The sequence below is a fragment of the Streptosporangium subroseum genome, assembly GCF_900188345.1.
In the GTDB taxonomy this organism is placed as follows: Bacteria; Actinomycetota; Actinomycetes; order Streptosporangiales; family Streptosporangiaceae; genus Streptosporangium; species Streptosporangium subroseum.
Genome location: NZ_FZOD01000041.1, coordinates 14596 through 33229 on the forward strand (window position 1 = coordinate 14596; position 18634 = coordinate 33229).

General features: G+C 68.0%; 16 protein-coding genes and 1 tRNA gene. 13 read left to right on the top strand and 4 right to left on the bottom strand.

Features of this window, described 5'->3' with window-relative positions; translation table 11 throughout:
- The first annotated feature begins 68 nt into the window (after nt 1-68).
- The 11 genes from eno to CHC08_RS31285 all read left to right on the top strand — a co-directional run bounded on the left by eno (nt 69) and on the right by CHC08_RS31285 (nt 10612).
- Entirely contained in the window at nt 69-1346 is a 1278-nt protein-coding gene (gene eno / locus CHC08_RS31235; protein WP_089210972.1) for a phosphopyruvate hydratase, read from the top strand.
- Nucleotides 1347-1540: 194 nt separating this feature from the next.
- Nucleotides 1541-1948 carry an FtsB family cell division protein gene (locus tag CHC08_RS31240; protein ID WP_089210973.1) on the top strand — a complete coding sequence of 136 codons (408 nt, stop codon included), beginning with the start codon at nt 1541-1543 and terminating at the stop codon, nt 1946-1948.
- A 40-nt stretch (nt 1949-1988) separates the two neighbouring features.
- The gene (locus CHC08_RS31245) at nt 1989-2567 is read left to right on the top strand and encodes a DUF501 domain-containing protein (RefSeq protein ID WP_089210974.1); all 579 of its coding nucleotides are present in this window, start codon (nt 1989-1991) and stop codon (nt 2565-2567) included.
- A 196-nt stretch (nt 2568-2763) separates the two neighbouring features.
- Entirely contained in the window at nt 2764-3723 is a 960-nt protein-coding gene (locus tag CHC08_RS31250; protein ID WP_089210975.1) for a Ppx/GppA phosphatase family protein, read from the top strand.
- 234 nt (nt 3724-3957) lie between these two features.
- Nucleotides 3958-5061, top strand: coding sequence for a hypothetical protein (locus CHC08_RS49885; protein ID WP_179282316.1), 1104 nt, complete (start codon nt 3958-3960; stop codon nt 5059-5061).
- 202 nt (nt 5062-5263) lie between these two features.
- Entirely contained in the window at nt 5264-6061 is a 798-nt protein-coding gene (locus tag CHC08_RS31260) for a uracil-DNA glycosylase (protein WP_089210977.1), read from the top strand.
- A 169-nt stretch (nt 6062-6230) separates the two neighbouring features.
- Nucleotides 6231-7547, top strand: a complete 1317-nt coding sequence (locus tag CHC08_RS31265; protein WP_089210978.1) for an NAD(P)/FAD-dependent oxidoreductase — start codon at nt 6231-6233, stop codon at nt 7545-7547.
- Between the two features lie 498 nt (nt 7548-8045).
- Nucleotides 8046-8118, top strand: a tRNA-Leu gene (locus CHC08_RS31270).
- 803 nt (nt 8119-8921) lie between these two features.
- Nucleotides 8922-9698, top strand: coding sequence for a Bax inhibitor-1/YccA family protein (locus CHC08_RS31275; RefSeq protein ID WP_089210979.1), 777 nt, complete (start codon nt 8922-8924; stop codon nt 9696-9698).
- A gap of 190 nt (nt 9699-9888) precedes the next feature.
- A complete protein-coding gene (locus CHC08_RS31280; RefSeq protein ID WP_089211026.1) occupies nt 9889-10110 on the top strand; it encodes a DUF4287 domain-containing protein in 222 nt (73 codons plus the stop codon).
- A 91-nt stretch (nt 10111-10201) separates the two neighbouring features.
- Entirely contained in the window at nt 10202-10612 is a 411-nt protein-coding gene (locus CHC08_RS31285) for a PPOX class F420-dependent oxidoreductase (RefSeq protein WP_089210980.1), read from the top strand.
- A gap of 44 nt (nt 10613-10656) precedes the next feature.
- Here CHC08_RS31285 and CHC08_RS31290 read toward each other — a convergent pair whose 3' ends face one another.
- The 3 genes from CHC08_RS31290 to CHC08_RS31300 form a co-directional block, all read right to left on the bottom strand.
- Nucleotides 10657-11877 carry an acetyl-CoA C-acetyltransferase gene (locus CHC08_RS31290; protein ID WP_089210981.1) on the bottom strand — a complete coding sequence of 407 codons (1221 nt, stop codon included), beginning with the start codon at nt 11875-11877 and terminating at the stop codon, nt 10657-10659.
- Between the two features lie 159 nt (nt 11878-12036).
- The gene (locus tag CHC08_RS31295; RefSeq protein ID WP_245878674.1) at nt 12037-13419 is read right to left on the bottom strand and encodes an outer membrane protein assembly factor BamB family protein; all 1383 of its coding nucleotides are present in this window, start codon (nt 13417-13419) and stop codon (nt 12037-12039) included.
- A 57-nt stretch (nt 13420-13476) separates the two neighbouring features.
- Nucleotides 13477-14451 (bottom strand): SGNH/GDSL hydrolase family protein, encoded by a 975-nt coding sequence (locus CHC08_RS31300; RefSeq protein WP_089210983.1) that lies wholly within the window; start codon nt 14449-14451, stop codon nt 13477-13479.
- Between the two features lie 136 nt (nt 14452-14587).
- Between CHC08_RS31300 and CHC08_RS31305 the strand changes: the two genes are divergently transcribed.
- Entirely contained in the window at nt 14588-15958 is a 1371-nt protein-coding gene (locus CHC08_RS31305; protein ID WP_089211027.1) for a cystathionine beta-synthase, read from the top strand.
- Here CHC08_RS31305 and CHC08_RS31310 read toward each other — a convergent pair.
- Nucleotides 15955-17193 carry a sensor histidine kinase gene (locus tag CHC08_RS31310; RefSeq protein WP_089210984.1) on the bottom strand — a complete coding sequence of 413 codons (1239 nt, stop codon included), beginning with the start codon at nt 17191-17193 and terminating at the stop codon, nt 15955-15957. The genes CHC08_RS31305 and CHC08_RS31310 overlap by 4 nt on opposite strands.
- Nucleotides 17194-17487: 294 nt before the next feature.
- Between CHC08_RS31310 and CHC08_RS31315 the strand changes: the two genes are divergently transcribed.
- Nucleotides 17488-18627, top strand: coding sequence for a cystathionine gamma-synthase (locus CHC08_RS31315; RefSeq protein WP_089211028.1), 1140 nt, complete (start codon nt 17488-17490; stop codon nt 18625-18627).
- Nucleotides 18628-18634: the final 7 nt, after the last annotated feature.

Genomic DNA, 18634 nt, shown 5'->3' on the forward strand with positions numbered 1-18634 from the left:
CACCGTACCGGTTGGTAGGCCTCGGTAAGCTTCTGAGGCAAACTGTCCTGCGACTTTAGGAGCGCTTCGTGGCTTCCATCGAGGGCGTTACCGCCCGCGAGATCCTTGACTCCCGGGGCAACCCGACGGTCGAGGTCGACATCCTCCTGGACGACGGCAGCCAGGGGCGTGCCGCGGTTCCGAGTGGTGCGTCCACCGGCCAGTTCGAGGCCGTCGAGTTGCGTGACGGCGATGAGCGCTACGGCGGCAAGGGGGTCGAGAAGGCCGTTCTCGGTGTGACCGACGAGATCGCCGACGAGATCCTCGGCTTCGACGCCACCGAGCAGCGCAGCATCGACCAGGTCATGATCGATCTGGACGGTACGCCGAACAAGGCCAAGCTGGGCGCCAACGCCATTCTGGGTGTCTCCCTGGCGGTGGCCAAGGCCGCCGCCGACAGCGCCGAGCTGCCGCTGTTCCGTTACCTCGGCGGGCCGAACGCGCACGTGCTGCCCGTCCCGATGATGAACATCCTCAACGGTGGCGCGCACGCCGACAGCAACGTTGACATCCAGGAGTTCATGATCGCCCCGATCGGGGCCGAGACGTTCCGCGAGGCCGTGCGGATGGGGACCGAGGTCTACCACACGCTCAAGGCCGTGCTGAAGGAGAAGGGCTACTCCACGGGGCTGGGCGACGAGGGCGGCTTCGCCCCGAGCCTGCCCTCCAACCGCGACGCGCTGGACCTGATCCTGGTCGCCATCGAGAGGGCCGGCTACGTGGCCGGCGAGGACATCGGGCTGGCGCTCGACGTGGCGGCCTCGGAGTTCCACTCGGACGGCGTCTACACCATCGACGGCAAGGGCGTGTCCTCCGCCGAGCTGATCTCCTTCTACGAGGACCTGGTCGCGAACTACCCGCTGGTCTCCATCGAGGACCCGCTGGACGAGAGCGACTGGGAGGGCTGGAACGCCATCACCAAGGCACTCGGCGACAAGGTCCAGCTGGTCGGCGACGACCTGTTCGTGACCAACCCCGAGCGTCTGGCCCGCGGCATCGCCGAGGGCACCGCCAACGCGCTGCTGGTCAAGGTCAACCAGATCGGCACCCTGACCGAGACCCTCGACGCGGTGGACCTGGCCCATCGCAACGGGTACCGCTGCATGATGAGCCACCGTTCCGGTGAGACCGAGGACACCACGATCGCCGACCTCGCCGTGGCCACCAACTGCGGCCAGATCAAGACCGGTGCGCCCGCCCGCTCCGACCGCGTGGCCAAGTACAACCAGCTGCTCCGTATCGAGGAACTCCTCGACGACGCCGCCCGTTACGCGGGTCGCGCGGCGTTCCCGCGCTTCCAGCGGTAGCTTCGTCCTACGGTTTGCGCCCTTATCCGGGCGCAAACCGTACGGCGAGGAAGGTCGCCGGCCGTGTCGCGAGGTAGGTTGCCGGTCCGCCGGCGCCGCGTCGCGGAGACAGGTGGGTGACCGGTTCGGCCGGTGCCCGAGCCGTCGAGCGCGGCACGGCGGCGTGGGGGAGAGCACGGACGGGAGAAGGGCACATGGCGAAACGACCGCAGCTGACGGGACGGGCCGCGGTCCTCGCGGTCGTGGTGTGCGCGATCGCGATGAGCCTCGCCTACCCGATCAGGGAGTACGTCGCCCAGCGTCGCACCATCGCCCAGCTTCAGCAGGAGAAGGCCAGGGAGCTCGCCGCGATCAAGGATCTGGACGATCGCAGAAAGCAGCTCCAGGACCCCGGTTACATCAAGCGGCAGGCCAGGGAGCGGCTGTTCTACTGCGACCCCGGACAGAAGTGCTACGTCGTCATGGGCGAGCAGCCCTCACCGGGCAAGGGCACGGCGGGGGAGAAGAAGGCCGTGAGGCCACCGTGGTACCAGACGCTCTGGGAGTCGGTCGAGGCGGCGGACACGGGGAAGGGCACCAAGGCGGCCAAGGCCGCGGGGTGACGCGGATAACCTGGATGTCGTCTTTCAGGGGGTGTCACGAATGATCGATGATCGCGACGTGGCCGCGGTGGAGCGGCAGCTCGGCCGGGCGCCACGAGGACTGCGGGCGGTGGCGCACCGCTGCCCGTGCGGGCTGCCGGACGTGGTGGAGACCGCGCCGCGGCTGCCCGACGGGTCGCCGTTCCCGACGCTTTTCTACCTGACCTGCCCGAAGGCCGCCTCGGCCATCGGAACGCTCGAGACCTCCGGGATGATGCGGAGCATGCAGGCCAGGCTCGCCGAGGATCCCGCTCTGGCGGAGGCCTACCTGGCCGCCCACACCGACTACATCGCGCGCCGCGACGAGGCCGCGGCCGAGGGTGGGCTGGAGCCGCTGCCCAGGGATATGCAGAGCACCGGGGGCATGCCCACCCGGGTCAAGTGCCTGCACGCCCTGGTCGGTCACGAGCTCGCGGTGCCGGGGAGCAACCCCTTCGGCCGCGAGGCCCTCGACGCGCTCGGCGAGTGGTGGGCGACGGGGCCGTGCTGCCGGGCCGAGGAGACGGCCGGCGCGGGGAGCGGAGGCGGCGGTGCGAACGCGGAGCCGCTCCGGCCGGCGAGGACCGGAACCGAACGCTGAGATCGGGCATCCAGACTGGAACCGAATGCTGAGGTCGGGCATCCAGCCCGAAACCAGGCGTCGAAGAGGACCGGAACCGAGCGTTGAGATCGAGCATCCAGATGTAGACCAGGCGTCGAAGAGGGCCGGGCCCGATCACCGAGGAGGACCGGAACCGATCACGACCGTGAGCACCGAATCCCAAGGGGGAGACCAAGTGACCCGTGTCGCCGCGATCGACTGTGGCACCAACTCCGTCCGCCTGCTCATCGCGGACATCAACGGAGACACCCTGACCGATGTCGAACGGCGCATGGAGATCGTCCGGCTGGGCCAGGGGGTGGACAAGACCGGCAGACTGGCGCCGGAGGCTCTGGATCGCACGTTCACCGCCATGCGCGGCTACGCGAAGCTCATCGCCCAGCACGAGGCCTCCGCGGTCCGTGTGGTGGCCACCAGCGCGACCCGCGACGCCGTCAACCGGCAGGACTTCGTGGACGGCGTACGTGAGATCTTCGGGGTGGATCCCGAGGTGATCACGGGCGCCGAGGAGGCGGAGCTGTCCTTCACCGGTGCCACCCGCGACCTGACGCGCCTCTCGCCGGAAACCGGTCTGCCCACTCCCGACGGCACCCGCCCGCCGTACCTCGTGGTGGACATCGGCGGCGGCTCGACCGAGTTCGTGGTCGGTTCGACGCACGTGGAGGCCGCGCTGTCGGTGGACATCGGGTGCGTCCGGCTGACCGAGCGGCATCTGCGCGAGGCGGGCAACCCGCCGAGGGCCGAGGCGGTGGAAGCAGTGATCGCCGACATCGACGACGCGCTCGACCGGGTCGCGGCGGAGGTGCCGGTGGAGCGGGCGCTGACGTTGGTCGGACTCGCGGGCTCCGTCACCACCGTCGCGGGAATGGCACTTGAGCTGCCCGAATACGATCCGGCGAGAATTCACCATTCGCGAATTACGGCAAATCAGACACATGGGATTTCTGTGCGTTTGTTGGCTATGACCACCCAGGAGCGGGCTGCCATTCCCGTCATGCATCCCGGTCGAGTCGATGTGATCGGGGTGGGGGCGCTCATCCTGGATCGGATCGTCGAGAGGTACGGCTTCACCGAGGTGGTTGTCAGCGAACACGACATTCTGGACGGAATCGCCTGGTCTGTCTCCGAATCTTAATGATATCTGGACAATTCGCTTATTTGGGGAGTATTGAGGACCGCTTCTGTTTTATGGTTAAGTAAACATGCTTTAGTGAGACTTTGCCGTGGGACCCGGGCACAGCTGGTGCCGGGGCGGCAACCGTCTTCGAAGCACATTTTGCTTCCAAACGAAACGGAGCATCCCCTCATGAATTCCGGACTAGCACGCAGGCTAGCCGCAGTGGGAGCCGGCGCGGCCATGCTGGCGACGATGGCAACCGGCTTGCTGGCCACGCCCGCAGCGGCGGCCAGTGGGTCGACCCAGGCGTCGAAGGCAGCGGCCACGTCTGCCTCCACGACGCGGCCCGCGGTCTGGGCCAACACCCCCAGTGCCTCTGCCACGAAGTACAAGGGTGCCTGTCCCGTCAAGGTGACCTTCTCCACCAGCGTCAAGGTGAAGACGGTCGCCAGCAAGACCAAGGTCACCTACCGGTGGCTGCGCGGCGACGGCTCCAAGAGCAGCGTCAAGTCCTTCACCCTGAAGGGCAAGGGCACCAAGAGCGTCACCGTCAAGGAGACCGGCACCTTCAAGCGCGACACCAAGGGCTGGCAGGCCATCCAGGTCCTGTCGCCGCGCGCCGCCACCTCCGGGAAGAAGTACTTCTCGGTCTCCTGTGGCAACGACTGGACCGTCCTCAACCCGCCCCACAAGCACAAGACCAGCGCTCAGCTGTGGGTCGACGAGGGCAACTGCCAGGCGACCCTGATCGGTCGCATCAGCACCTCCGGTTCCCGCTGGGTGCACTACCAGTGGGTCGTCAACGGCCGCGTCGTCGAGAGTGACGCCGTCCGCGTCAACGGTTCGCGCAAGGTCTCTCACGTGATCCGGACGCACGACGACTTCAGGGGCTGGGCTGTCCTGAAGATCGTGGGCGGACCCTCGTCCAACCGCGACTACTTCAAGATCGACTGCAAGGACTGGAACCCGTCCCCGCGGGTCTCGGTCTCCATCAGCGCTCCGAGCACCTACTACGGCTCCTGCCCGGTCGCCCGTACCTTCACCGGTACGATCAGCGCCTCGCACCGCGGTGAAGTGAAGTACCGCTGGATCCGTAACGGTGTCGCGGGTGGCTGGGAGAGCGTCTACTTCAGCGGTTACGGCTCGCAGAGCCGCACCGTGAGCGACTCCTGGAGCACCTCGGCCTCTGGCGAGGCCAAGCGTTCCATCGAGGTCTACAACGGTCCGAGCAGCGCCACCGCGGAGACCAAGGTCATCTGCAAGAGCGCGACCCCGACCCCGACCCCGACCCCGAAGCCGCTTCCGGTTCAGACCCCGGAGCCGGCCGCGTCGCTCACGCCTGGCAACAACTGGTAGTGAGTTCCATCTGAAGTGAGAACAGGCGGCGCCCGCATCCAGCGGGCGCCGCTTTTTCGTTTCTCCGGCCCTGTCCGGGCTGCCCGGCGATCCCGCGCAGCCCGGGTTTCCGCTCCCCGCCGAGGACGCCCGTCCAGCCCAGGACCCGCGGACCGTACGGCCTCGGAACAGGTGGTCTTCCGGATCGGGCACCATCGAGGGCATGACCCATGTTCCTCCCGGATCCGGCTGGTCCGATGATCCCGCCCAGCCGGACACCCCCGTCGCCCACGATCCCGCCGAGGTGCGGGAACTGGCGAGTGCGAGCCGTACTCTCGCGGAACTCACGGCCGCGCAGTCCGTCTGCCGGGCCTGCCCGCGCCTGGTGGAGTGGCGGGAGGAGGTCGCGACGGTCAAGAGGCGGGCGTTCGCCGAGGAGACCTACTGGGGGCGGCCCATCGCCGGGTGGGGCGAGGAGAAGCCGGAGGTGCTCATCGTCGGGCTTGCCCCGGCGGCGCACGGGGGCAACCGCACCGGGCGAATCTTCACCGGGGACCGCAGCGGGGACTGGCTGTTTGCCTCGCTCCACCGCACGGGCCTGGCCGCGCAGGAGACCAGCGTCCGGGCCGGCGACGGGCAGAGGCTCATCGGCGCACGCATGGTGGCGGCGGTCCGATGCGCCCCACCGGCCAACAAGCCCGATCCGTCGGAACGAGCCGCCTGCTTCCCCTGGCTGACCAGGGAGGTCGCGCTGGTCGCCGGCAGCGTACAGGTGGTGGTCGCCCTGGGAGGCTTCGCCTGGCAGGCGATCTGGCCCGCGCTGAAGGACGCCGGATACGTCCTGCCGCGTCCGAGGCCGGCCTTCGGCCACGGCGCCGAGGTGGAGATCTCCCATCACGGACGTCCGGTGTACCTTCTCGGCTGCTACCACCCGAGCCAGCAGAACACCTTCACGGGCCGGGTGACCGCCGAGATGCTTGACCGGCTCTTCACCAGGGCGAACGCCCTCCGTGGCGCGTGAGCCCCGCCGACAAAGAGAAAATCGGCACAAATTTCCGGCAAGAAGGGCGTTTTATCCCAGTTTGGGGAACCATCGAGCAAATTAGCTGACCCGGACATGGCGCGATCGGCGAGGGGGACGTATGCTTGTGAAAGGTTTCACAAGCCTCAAACCTAAGGATGGCGTCGTAGTGAACCCCAACTCGAAGCACATCGTAGTCGTCGGCGGAGGATACGTCGGCCTCTACACCGTGCTGCGCCTGCAGCACACGCTCCGCAAGGAGCTGCGCGAGGGCAGCGTGCGGATCACTGTCCTTACCCCCGAATCCCACATGACCTACCAGCCCTTCCTCCCCGAGGCCGCCGCCGGGAACCTCTCGCCCCGGCACGTGGTGGTGCCGCTCCGCCGCGTGCTGCGCTCGGCGACGATCCTCAACGGCAAGGTCTCCAAGGTCAACCACGCGGCCAAGTCCGTCACTTTCGCGCCGAACGTCGGCACCCCTCACGAGATCGGCTACGACATCGTGGTCATGGCCGCCGGTTCGATCTCCCGCACGCTTCCCATCCCCGGTCTCGCCGACGCCGCCATCGGCTTCAAGACGGTCGGCGAGGCGATCGCGCTGCGCAACCGGGTGCTGGAGCTCCTCGACCGAGCCGAGAGCGACGAGGACGAGGAGCTGCGGCGGCGGGCGCTGACGTTCGTCGTGGTCGGCGGCGGTTTCGCCGGTATCGAGGCGCTCGCCGAGCTGGAGGACATGGCGGTCGACGCCGCCCGTTACTACCGCAACGTCTCGCGCAAGGACATGCGCTGGGTCCTCGTCGAGGCCACCGACCGCATCCTTCCCGAGGTCGGCCCGGAGATGGGCAAGTGGACCGCCGAGCAGCTCCGCGAGCGCGGCATCGAGGTCAAGATGAACACCCGCCTGGACTCGTGCGTGGGTGGTCTGGTCAAGCTCTCCGACGGTGACGAGTTCCCGTCGGCCACCATCGTGTGGACCGCCGGGGTGAAGCCCAGCCCGGTGGTCAACGCCGGTGACCTGCCCCTGGACGAGCGCGGCCGGATCAAGGCGACAGCCGCTCTGACGGTGGTCGGGGTCAAGGACGCCTTCTCCGCCGGAGACGTGGCCGGCGTGCCCGACGTGACGAACCCCGGTCAGTACTGTGCGCCCAACGCCCAGCACGCCGTACGGCAGGCCAAGGTCCTCGCCGACAACATCACCCGTCAACTGCATGGGAAGAAGCTGGTCGACTACCGGCACAAGTATGTCGGATCGGTCGCCGGTCTCGGCCTCCACAAGGGCGTCGCCAACGTCTATGGGATCAAGCTCCGCGGAGTTCCCGCCTGGTTCATGCACCGCACCTACCATCTGTCGCGAGTGCCTACCTTCAATCGCAAGGTCCGTGTCATGGCCGACTGGACCTTGGCGCTTTTCTTCAAGCGGGAGACCGTGTCGCTCGGAGAGCTCGAGGCGCCGCACAACGAGTTCCGCGCCGCGACGACGAGCTGAGTTCTCGATACCCGAGATAGATGATTGCCCGGTTCCCGTCCGGGTACGTCGCTGATTCTCACGACCTTCCCGTGAAAGCCGGCTCCGGCCGGGAGGAGGTCGTGGGCGTCTGCCCGTGACGGCCGCACCAGGGGCCGACGGCATGGAACGGCCGCCGAGGTCGCAGGAGTAGATCTCCGCCGCGACTCGGATGCGGCATGGCAGGTGACTCCGGCGGCCCCGTCGACGCCGGGCTCGGCACTCCCGAGCCCGCCCCGGCACGCCCAGGCCCTTCCTGAAGACCCGGACGCCCGGGCCGCCCCGGCCATGCGGCCATCCGGCCGGCTCGTCGCGGCCTTCGAAGCCCGACCCATCCAGCATCAGCTGGATCACCTTGGCAGTGTGCTATTCCTGGATCCAGTACCAGGAGCTTGGACGATCCGTCGTTTAGAGCAGAGAGTCGTGTGACGGATGGCTTGAACAGTTACGTATGAGTGGTCGGTTCCGTATGATTACGGCGCCCCCGTAGCCCAAAGGCAGAGGCAAACCCCTTAAAAGGGTTCGAGTGAGGGTTCGAGTCCCTCCGGGGGCACTTGCTGCCACTTCCGAGATGAGGTCGTTGACCTGCGGAAACGCTGTTCAACGACCTCATCTCGCCATCCGGCCGCCTGTCGCGGCCGATGGCGGTCGATGGCCCGCAGGAAGGGCTCCGCGCCGAATGTGGACTCGACTTTATTACAAGCGGCTAACAGTCTGTGCGCCCCCGACTGACTCGGCCCTCGGCTTCCCTTCTCCGAAGGTTTAGGCGACCGTGATGTCACGTTCCAGCGGCGTTAGGCGTTGACGCGAAGATACAGCGGGCGGAGGAAACAGGCACCCAAGCAGAGGCCGGCCCGGCTGTTCCGGGATTCCCTATTCCATTCTTTATGAATGCGCTCCCGGCCGGTGAGAGTACGGCCGACGGACGGATTTCCCATCGGACCTGGGATTCAACGGGTCTCCGGTATAAAATAGTAACCGTGAGGGAAGAGACGGGTCCCGATCCGACGCTCGGGGGCGACACACCCGATCGGCGGGCGCCAGGCCGCGTCGGGGTGGGCGATCACCGCCGGTGACGCCGCTCCGGGGCACGAGGCCCGGGGTTCCCACGGCTCAATGGGCCTGTGCGGAGGGGCTCGGCCGGTGCGTGTGGCGCACGCGGCGAGGCGTCCCGGCGCCTTTTTCGGAAGCGATCGACGGAGCGCCGTAAAACCGGGAACCAGACCTGTGGGCCATTCGTTGGGCACATCGGCGGTAGCCGTACGGCAACTTGAACACCATGGATATCAGCACGATACGGCCATGTGACAACCGATCTAATACGCTGATCGCGTAGGTCGCAGCGTGGAGGCACCGATGGAGAGTAAGAACCCGATTTTCAGTCGGCAGTCCAATGGCCAGCAGGCCTGGGGGACACCGACTCCGACAGCTGAACAGCTTCAGGGCATGTACAACTCGCCGTCGTACGCGCCCACCGCGCAGCGGACGATGACGATCGACGACGTGGTCGTGCGCGGGTTCATCACTCTGGGCACGCTGGCCGTCTCGGCGGCGGTGGCCTGGACACTCAACTTCGGTACGGCCGCACTGCTGATCGGTGTGATCGTCGGCCTGATTCTCGGCCTGATCGTCTCGTTCAAGCAGAGCACGAACCCGGTGCTGATCCTCGGCTACGCGGTCGCCTACGGTGTGGCCATCGGCGTGGTCAGCCACCAGTACAACGATCTGTACCACGGCATCGTCTTCCAGGCGGTGGTCGGCACGGCTCTCGCCTTCGCCGCCATGCTCACCGTGTATTCACTGCGCATCATCCGTGTCACGCCGAAGTTCACCAAGTTCGTCGTGGCCGCGGCTCTGGGCCTGATGGGCCTCGTGCTCGTCAACCTGGTCGCCAGCTTCTTCATCCCGGAAGGCATCGGCATCCGGTCGGGCGGCGCGCTGGCCTACGTGTTCAGCATCGCCGTGATCCTGATCGGCTGCTTCTTCCTGCTGCTCGACTTCAACGAGGTGGAGCAGGGCGTGAAGGCGGGCGCCCCGGAGAAGTACTCCTGGCTGATGGCCTTCGGCCTGACGGTCACCCTGGTCTGGATCTACCTGGAGATCCTGCGCCTGCTGAGCTACCTCCGCGAGTAGGAACTCATCGCGAGCAGAAGGACCCCGCCGGAGCGACTTCGGCGGGGTTTTTCCTTTGTACGGCGGCGCTCAGGTGAACGCAGGGCAACCGATGATCGACGAAGTGACATCGACGGCCAGGTGTAAGGGCTTGCCATCTGGGGATTCGTGATGCACTGTCGAGCAAAGGAGCCTATCCGTGGAGGTGCCCATGTCGTTGAACCACTCACTGGAGACGCAGAGCAAGCTGATCGCAAGGGTCTCTGTCATCACAGGACGCGCACTCCCAGAGTGGTTCCAAGCAATCGACAACGGCCCGGCTTTCCTTCGTTGTGAAGAGCGCGCCAACTGGCTCGCCGACGAGCACGGGCTGACCCACGGCTACGCCGCCGCCATCGTGCAGGAGCACGAGCGGCGCCGCCGTACCCGCTGAGTTTCACACCGTCTATCTCTGTGAGGCCCGCGTCACCGCTCAGGTGGCGCGGGTTTTCCTGTGCGCGGGCATGATCGAGCATGATGGGCTCATGGATCTCGACAAGGCACGTGACTTCATTCGCAACAACCACCGGGCGGTGATGCTGACCTCGCACGCCGACGGGCGACCACAGATGTCGCCGATCGTCGTGGGACTGGACGCCGAGGGAAACGCGATCGTCAGCACCAGGGAGACCGCCGCGAAGGTCCGCAACCTCCGCGAGAACCCCAAGGTGACGCTCTGCGTGATGACCGACGCCTTCTTCGGCTCGTGGATCCAGGTCGAGGGCACCGCGGAGATCGTCCCGCTGCCCGAGGCGATGGAACTCCTGGTGGGCTACTACCGCGACATCTCCGGCGAGCATCCGGACTGGGACGACTATCGGGCGAGCATGGAGCGGGAACGGCGGGTGATCCTGAGGATCGGGATCACCCGCGCGGGCCCTGACGTTCACGGCTGATCAGCATCGGCTGAGGCGTTCCAGAACGACGGCCATACCCTTGATCAGCTGAGGCGCTCCAGGATCATGGCCATGCCCTGGCCGCCGCCCACGCACATGGTCTCCAGCCCGATCGACTTGTCGCGGAAGGCGAGGCTGTTGATCAGCGTGGAGGTGATCCGGGCACCGGTCATGCCGAAGGGGTGGCCCACCGCGATGGCGCCGCCGTTGACGTTGAGCCGGTCGAGGTCGATGCCGAGGTCCTGGTAGGACGGGATGACCTGGGCGGCGAAGGCCTCGTTGATCTCGACGAGGTCCACGTCGCCGATGGACATGCCCGCCCGTGCCAGGGCCTGCTTGGAGGCCTCAACCGGGCCCAAGCCCATGATCTCGGGGGACAGGCCGGTCACACCGGTGGAGACGATCCGGGCGAGCGGCGTGATGCCGAGCTCGGCGGCCCTGATGTCACTCATCACGATCACCGCGGCGGCGCCGTCGTTCAGCGGGCAGCAGTTGCCCGCGGTGACCGTGCCGTCGGGGCGGAAGACCGGCTTGAGCTGGGAGACCGCCTCGTAGGTGGTGCCGGCCCTGGGGCCGTCGTCCTTGCTGACCACGGTCCCGTCGGGCAGGGTCACCGGGGTGATGTCCTTCTCCCAGAAGCCGTTGGCGATGGCCTTCTCCGCCAGGTTCTGGGAGCGGACGCCGAACTCGTCCTGCTCCTGGCGGGAAACGCCCTTCAGCCCGGCGAGGTTTTCGGCCGTCTGGCCCATCGCGACGTAGACGTCGGGCAGCTCGCCATCCTCGCGCGGGTCGTGCCAGACTCCGCCCCCGCCCTCGGCGGCCCTGGTCGAACGGTCGTGAGCACCGCCGAACAGCTCGTTCCGGGTGTCGGGCCATGAGTCCGAGCTTCCCTTGGCGAAGCGGGAGACACACTCCACACCCGCCGAGACGAACACGTCTCCCTCGCCCGCCCTGATCGCGTGCAGGGCCATCCGGGTGGTCTGCAGGGAGGACGAGCAGTAGCGCGTCACGGTCGTTCCGGGCACGCTGTCCAGGCCGAGCAGGGTGGCGACCACGCGGCCCATGTTGTAGCCCTGCTCACCGCCCGGCAGGCCACAGCCCAGCATCAGGTCGTCGATGGTGGTCGGGTCGAGCTGGGGGACCTTGGCCAGCGCGGCCTGGATCATCTGTACGGTCAGGTCGTCGGGACGGATGTCCTTGAGGGACCCCTTGAAGGCGCGTCCGATCGGCGAGCGCGCGGTTGCGACGATGACTGCCTCGGGCATGTGGCTCTCCTGGGTTCTCGATACTCGCTCCTCCTGCGGAGCGTACCGCGCGGTATGCCGGAAGCCACGCCCCGGGGACGAGGAAACAGAACTTTGTACGGCATGCACAGGGGTCCCACCCCGAGATGGGACCCCCGTCACGAGGACACGGCGCGGGGCTCAGCCGTACATGCCGGGAGTGGGGCCGGAGCCGTCCTTGATCGCGCGCAGTCCGCCCTTCTCGTCACGCCAGGTCCGCCAGCCGTCCTGGCTGCCGGTGAACCAGACGGGCGGGATGCCCGAGCCCGCCACTCGCTTGCCGTCGGCCAGTTTGAACTCGCACAGCGAGGCCACGGAGTAGAAGCCGGGGTTCTGGTTCTTGAGCGGAAGGGGTTTGGGGTCGGTGACGCAGAAGGACCAGCCGCGCTCGTTCTTGACCTCGGCGGCCTGGCCGGTGGCCAGGTCGAAGGAGTTACCCGGCTTGTCGTGCCGCAGGAAACCGACCTTCTCCATCCGGGAGGGGAAGGACAGCCACCATCCCGCGCTGGGAACCTGGGCCACCGGGATCTGGCCGAGGACCCGGCCGTTTTCGGCGTCCAGCCGGGCGAATCCGCCGTACTGGCCCTGCGGGTCGACCGGGCGGACCACCGGGGCGAAGCCGGGGCTGCCGCTGGGATAGACCCGCACCACCGAGGGACGGATCCAGTTGACCGTGCCGTCGGAGAGCTTGGCGGAGAACATGCCGAAGGCGGAGACCTTCTTCGTCTTGGGGTTGGTATACGGGGCGATGTAGCCGACGAGGTTGCCGGTCGTCGCGCCGAACGACCAGCCGCCCGACATGTCCACCCCCATGCCGAGTGCCCGTTCGATGGGGAGCTGCCAGCCGACCTTCCCCGTCTTCAGATCGTACGACTCCAGGACGGGGTGCTGGGCGAGCCGGAGGAACACCGCCCGGGAGGCGTCGGACCACTCGACCTCCGCGATTCCGGGCAGTTTCCACATCACCTTGCCGGTGACGGGGCTGAGCACGACGACCCGGGCGGTGGTGAGCGCGGTGTTCTCCGACACGCACACGTACGGCCCGCACCTCTGGGGGCCGAACGTGGAGTGCACCGGGCGGGTCCACCTGCGCGTCCCGGTCCTGGCGTCGAGGCCGATGAGCGTGGCTTTCCAGCGGCCCTGTTTCGCGGGACCGGCTTTTGCGGGACCGGCTTTCACGGGACCGACCGTCACCGTGACGGCCTGGCCCCCGCCGATCTCGACGATCGCCGGAGGGGGCACCCCCATCCCCGGCAGGCGGCCCGCCATGGTCGTGGGATGGGCCCACAGTTTTTTGCCCGAGGCGAGGTCGACGGCCACCGTCTCCAGCGTGCCGTCGGGCTTCATCGAGGTCGTCGTGGCGACATCGCCGGCGACGGTGGTGCGGCTGACCGCGTTCATTTCGGTGTTGTGCCAGGCCGGATAGGCCGGTGTGGCCGCTTCACTGGCTTCACCGCCGGAACAACCGGCCAGGGTCAGGACTCCGGCGAGCACCAGAGCCAGTTTCGCGTGGGGCCGGATCACGGGTATTCCACTCCAATGGGCGAGGGGTTATGAGTTCGCCGCGGAGGGTGACCGTGCTCAGGCGTCGTCAGGCATCACCACTGGCCTCCGGCGGAGCAGGGTCGCCCACCGTCCGTGGACCCCGGTTGCTCGACCGGCGACGCGGGTTGCGGAGACCTCGGCCCCGGGCTCCTCCGCGGCCATGGCTGCCGCGAGGTAGATCGGCTCACTGCGCAGGGGTCGTGGCTCGGGCCACAGCTCCAACGCACTGCATACAGAAGGTAGCACTGCGTAAGCAACCTGTAGATAGCCTTGGGCGGATGGGTGGAAACGATCAAGGCCGAACATCTCCGTCGGGTTCGTGTCGAACTCCGGCCCGAGCAGGTCCGCGAAGGCCACCGTCCGCCCGCCCGCCTCGACCACGGCGACGGTCTGCGCCGCGGCCAGCTGGCGGCTCCAGCGCCGGGTCACCCAGCGCAGCGGCTGCGCGATCGGCCGGACCGTGCCCAGGTCGGGACAGGTGCCCACGATCACCTCGGCCCCCGCCACCCGCAGTCGCCACACCGCCTTCTGCAGGTGCCGTACGGCCCGCGCGGGCATCGTCTGCGTGGTGACGTCGTTGGCGCCGATGAAGATGATCGCGACCTCGGGCCGGCTCCTGAGCGCCTGATCCACCTGGTCGCCGAGTTCGGCGGAGACCGCCCCCGATTTGCCGGCCACGGTCAGCCGCACCGGCCTCTCGGCGATGATCGCGAGCCCGGAGGCGATCAGAGCGCCCGGAGTCTCGGCCGGATCCGTGGTGCCCAGTCCCACGGAGAGGGAGTCACCGAGCATGACCATCCGGATCGGCTCGCCGTCGAAGTTCCCGTAGACCCCGTCCGACGGAGGGCCCTCCATGCCGTGAGGCCGGCCGACGATGCGGCGGGCCAGCACGCCCTCGGCGAACAGCAACCCGTAGGTCGCCGCGCCCAGCGCGGTGAGTCCGCCCCCGCCCACGGCCGCGGCCGCCGCGATGCGCCGTGCCGCCCGTGCGACCCCGGGAGTCCAGATCACGTGGCGTTGCCTCCCTTACACGGTGCGGCGGTAGCGTTGTCTTAGAAAGCTAGCTGAGTACCCGCCACCCCTATGGGATCACGGCGTTCCACAAAACAAGCTGACAGAGCTTTGGTATTTCGAGGTGATCATCGCGGTGCGCGTTTATGACTCGCTGGTTGAGCTGATGGGTAACACCCCTCTCGTCCGATTGCAGAAGGTGACGGCGGGGTTGCCGGCCCAGGTGCTGGCCAAGGTCGAATATTTCAATCCGGGCGGTTCGGTGAAGGACCGGATCGCGGTGCGCATGATCGATGCGGCGGAGAAGTCGGGAGCGCTGCTTCCGGGGGGCACGATCGTGGAGCCCACCTCGGGAAACACCGGGGTCGGCCTGGCGATCGTGGCCCAGCAGCGCGGCTACAAGTGCCTGTTCGTGGTGCCCGACAAGGTGGCCCAGGACAAGGTCGCCGTGCTCCGTGCCTACGGCGCCGAGGTCGTGGTCTGCCCGACCGCCGTCTCGCCCGACCACCCGGACTCCTATTACTCCGTCTCCGACCGGCTGGCCAGGGAGACGCCGAACGCCTGGAAGCCCGACCAGTATTCCAATCCAAACAACCCGGACAGTCACTACCATTCCACCGGTCCTGAGATCTGGGAGCAGACCGAGGGGCGGATCACCCACTTCGTGGCGGGTGTCGGCACCGGCGGCACGATCAGCGGCGTCGGACGCTATCTCAAGGAGATCTCCGGCGGCCGAGTGAAGATCATCGGGGCCGACCCGGAGGGTTCGGTCTACTCCGGCGGCACCGGCCGCCCGTACCTGGTGGAGGGCGTCGGCGAGGACATCTGGCCGGCCACGTACGACACCACGGTCTGCGACGAGATCATCGCGGTCTCCGACAAGGACTCCTTCGGGATGACCCGCCGTCTGGCCCGCGAGGAGGCCCTGCTCGTGGGCGGTTCCTGCGGTATGGCCACGGTCGCGGCCCTGCGCGTGGCCAGGCAGGCCGGCCCCGACGACGTGGTGGTGGTGCTGCTTCCCGACGGCGGACGGGGATACCTGTCGAAGATCTTCAACGACGAGTGGATGGCCGACTACGGCTTCCTGACCACCTCCACCGACGAGGGACTGGTCAAGGACGTGCTGAGCCGCAAGGGCTCCGGACTGCCGGAGTTCGTGCACACCCACCCGCACGAGTCGGTGGAGGTGGCGATCTCCATCATGAGGGAGTACGGAGTGTCGCAGCTCCCGGTGATGAAGGAGGAGCCGCCGGTGATGGCCGCCGAGGTGGTCGGCTCGATCCTGGAACGCGATCTGCTCGACGCCCTCTACCGCGGCCGGGTACGGCCGACCGACCCGCTGGCCGAGCACATGTCCCAGCCGCTGCCGACGATCGGCGCGGGCGAGACGGTCGCCACCGCGGTCGAGGCGCTGGAGAAGGCCGACGCCGCGGTCGTCCTCGACGACGGCAAGCCCGTCGGCCTGCTCACCCGCCAGGACCTGCTGGCCTTCCTGGTCAACCACTAGGAGTCCCTGAGCGGAAACTCCGCCGTCACCTCCCAGGCTCCCGGGGGGACGGGGCCGGCGGTGAGGCGGCCGCCGAGCGCCTCGACGCGCTCGGCCATGCCCACCAGGCCGAACCCGCCCCCCAGGCGCAAGACCCTGATGTCGGCCGTCGAGCCGTGGTTGCGGACCCGCAGCCGCACCGTGGCCGTGATCGCCGAGGAGCCTCGCTGGCCACGGGGCTCCTGCCGGCCGTTCGCGCGCATGCCCTCGGCCCAGGCCCGCATGTCCGAGCCGTCCGTCAGCCTCAGGTCCGCCTCGACCCAGCCGGTGCCCGGGGCGTGCCGGCGGACGTTGGTGAGGGACTCCTGCAGGACCCGGTGGATGGTGGTCATCACCTCCGGCGGCAGGACGCCGTCGGTGAGGCCCTGGCCGATGTCGAAGGCGACCTTGGGACCACCGGCGGAGAAGCGCTCCACCATCGTGCGCATGTCCATGAACGTGCTGCCGGGGGAGCGGGCGGCCTCGTCCTCCGCTCGCAGCACGCCGACCAGGCGGCGCATCGAGGTGAGCGCCTCGGATCCGGCGTTGGCGATCGCCTCCAGGGAGGGGACCACCGCCTCCGGTCTCTGCTCGGCGACGACCTTGGCCGCCTGTGCCTGGACCACGATCCCGGTGATGTGGTGGGCGACCAGGTCGTGCAGCTCCCTGGCGAGCTCCAGGCGTTCGGAGCGCCGTACCGAGTGCACGGCCTCCTTGCGGCGCTCCAGTTGGAAACGGAGGTAGGCGCCGATCCCGGCGGCGGCGGACCAGGTGACGAAGATGGAGAAACCGACGGCCACGGAGGGGGCGTCCTGGAGCAGGCGTCCCGCGGAGGCCTCCAGCACGATCACCGAGGCCAGGGAGAACAGCGCGCCCCGCCTGATCGGCTCCATCCAGCGCAGCCCGCCGACGGTGAGGATCAGCAGCGACCCCGTCTCGGCCAGGCCCGGTCTGCCGGTGACCCCGATGATCCCGATGATCAGGGAGCAGGCGAAGGAGAGCACGAGCAGGACGGCGAACCCTCTGACCCGGTGGGTCCGGCGCCACAGCACCGCCAGAACGCCGACGACGCCGCACGCGACGTTCGGCCACAGCGTCGCCGAGCCGCTCGTCACCGCCATCACGAGGTCGAGCAGGAGCAGCAACAGGAGCCAGCCGACCATCGCGATCTCGCTGAGTCTCTGGACCCAGCGGACGATCCGGTGCGTTTTCCCCACGGCCGTTGAGCCTAGGCCGAACGGCCGACATGTTGTATCGACCGTTCGGCGGATATGTCCGTGTTTGAGTCAATCCCTCGTCCCCTACGGGCGAAGAAATCACCGTGCGATCTCATCGACCGCTTGGTTTTAGAACATTTGCCTTGCAACGGTTGATATGTACGCTGTGTGACCCTCTCGCTCACGGAGTCCCGTCCGGGGCGCGACGGCGCCTCAGAGGGTGCTCCCGCGTGGACTCTCACCCTCCGGGGTGAAAGCCCGAGGGCCGGCCCGCGTCCCGGTAACGTGGACCTCATGAGCGAAGGATTCGAGACATTGGCCATTCACGCAGGTCAGGAGCCCGATCCCCACACAGGGGCCGTCGTGCCGCCGATCTACGCGGTCTCCACATACAAGCAGGACGGCGTGGGCGGACTGCGCGCCGGATATGAGTACAGCCGGTCGGCCAACCCGACCAGGACCGGGTTGGAAGAGGCCATGGCCGCCGTCGAGGGCGGCAGCCGGAGCCTGGCCTTCGCCTCGGGCCTGGCCGCCGAGGACGCCGTGCTCCGTACGATCTGCAAGCCCGGCGACCACGCCATCATCCCGAACGACGCCTACGGCGGCACCTACCGCTTGTTCTCCAAGGTCCACGAGCGCTGGGGCCTGCGCTACGACCCGGCGCCGCTGGGCAACCTGCGCGCGGTGGCGGCCGCCATGACCCAGAAGACCAGGGTCGTGTGGGTGGAGACCCCCACCAACCCGCTGCTCGGCATCGCCGACATCACGGCCCTGGCCGAGCTCGCGCACGACAACGGCGCGCTGCTGGTGGTGGACAACACGTTTGCCTCGCCGTACCTCCAGCAGCCGCTGGCGCTGGGCGCGGACATCGTGGTGCACTCCACCACCAAATATGTGGGCGGCCACTCCGACGTGATCGGCGGGGCGCTCGTCGTGCGTGACGCCGGTCTCGGCGAGGAGCTCGCCTTCCACCAGAACGCGATGGGCGCGGTGGCCGGGCCGTTCGACGCCTGGCTGACGTTGCGGGGGCTCAAGACGCTCGGGGTGCGGATGGACCGTCACTGCGACAACGCCGAGCGGGTCGTGGACCTGCTGCTCGCCCACCCCAAGGTGACCTCGGTGCTCTACCCGGGGCTGGCCGAGCACCCCGGTCACGAGGTGGCGGCCAAGCAGATGAGGCGCTTCGGAGGCATGGTCTCCTTCCGGGTCGCCGGGGGAGAGGCCGAGGCGGTCGAGATCTGCAACCGGACCAGGCTGTTCACGCTGGCCGAGTCGCTCGGCGGGGTGGAGTCGCTGATCGAGCATCCCGGACGGATGACCCACGCCTCCGTGGCGGGCTCGCCGCTGGAGGTCCCCGGCGATCTGGTCCGCCTGTCGGTCGGCATCGAGACGATCGACGACCTGCTCGCCGACCTCACCCAGGCGCTGGGCTAGGGCCGGT

Bases quoted from the DNA above. Each gene is read 5' to 3' on its own strand.
- CHC08_RS31240 (WP_089210973.1), top strand. From the start codon at position 1,541: ATGGCGAAACGACCGCAGCTGACGGGACGGGCCGCGGTCCTCGCGGTC.
- CHC08_RS31245 (WP_089210974.1), top strand. From the start codon at position 1,989: ATGATCGATGATCGCGACGTGGCCGCGGTGGAGCGGCAGCTCGGCCGG.
- CHC08_RS49885 (WP_179282316.1), top strand. From the start codon at position 3,958: ATGGCAACCGGCTTGCTGGCCACGCCCGCAGCGGCGGCCAGTGGGTCG.
- CHC08_RS31260 (WP_089210977.1), top strand. From the start codon at position 5,264: ATGACCCATGTTCCTCCCGGATCCGGCTGGTCCGATGATCCCGCCCAG.
- CHC08_RS31275 (WP_089210979.1), top strand. From the start codon at position 8,922: ATGGAGAGTAAGAACCCGATTTTCAGTCGGCAGTCCAATGGCCAGCAG.
- CHC08_RS31280 (WP_089211026.1), top strand. From the start codon at position 9,889: ATGTCGTTGAACCACTCACTGGAGACGCAGAGCAAGCTGATCGCAAGG.
- CHC08_RS31285 (WP_089210980.1), top strand. From the start codon at position 10,202: ATGGATCTCGACAAGGCACGTGACTTCATTCGCAACAACCACCGGGCG.
- CHC08_RS31290 (WP_089210981.1), bottom strand. From the start codon at position 11,877: ATGCCCGAGGCAGTCATCGTCGCAACCGCGCGCTCGCCGATCGGACGC.
- CHC08_RS31315 (WP_089211028.1), top strand. From the start codon at position 17,488: ATGAGCGAAGGATTCGAGACATTGGCCATTCACGCAGGTCAGGAGCCC.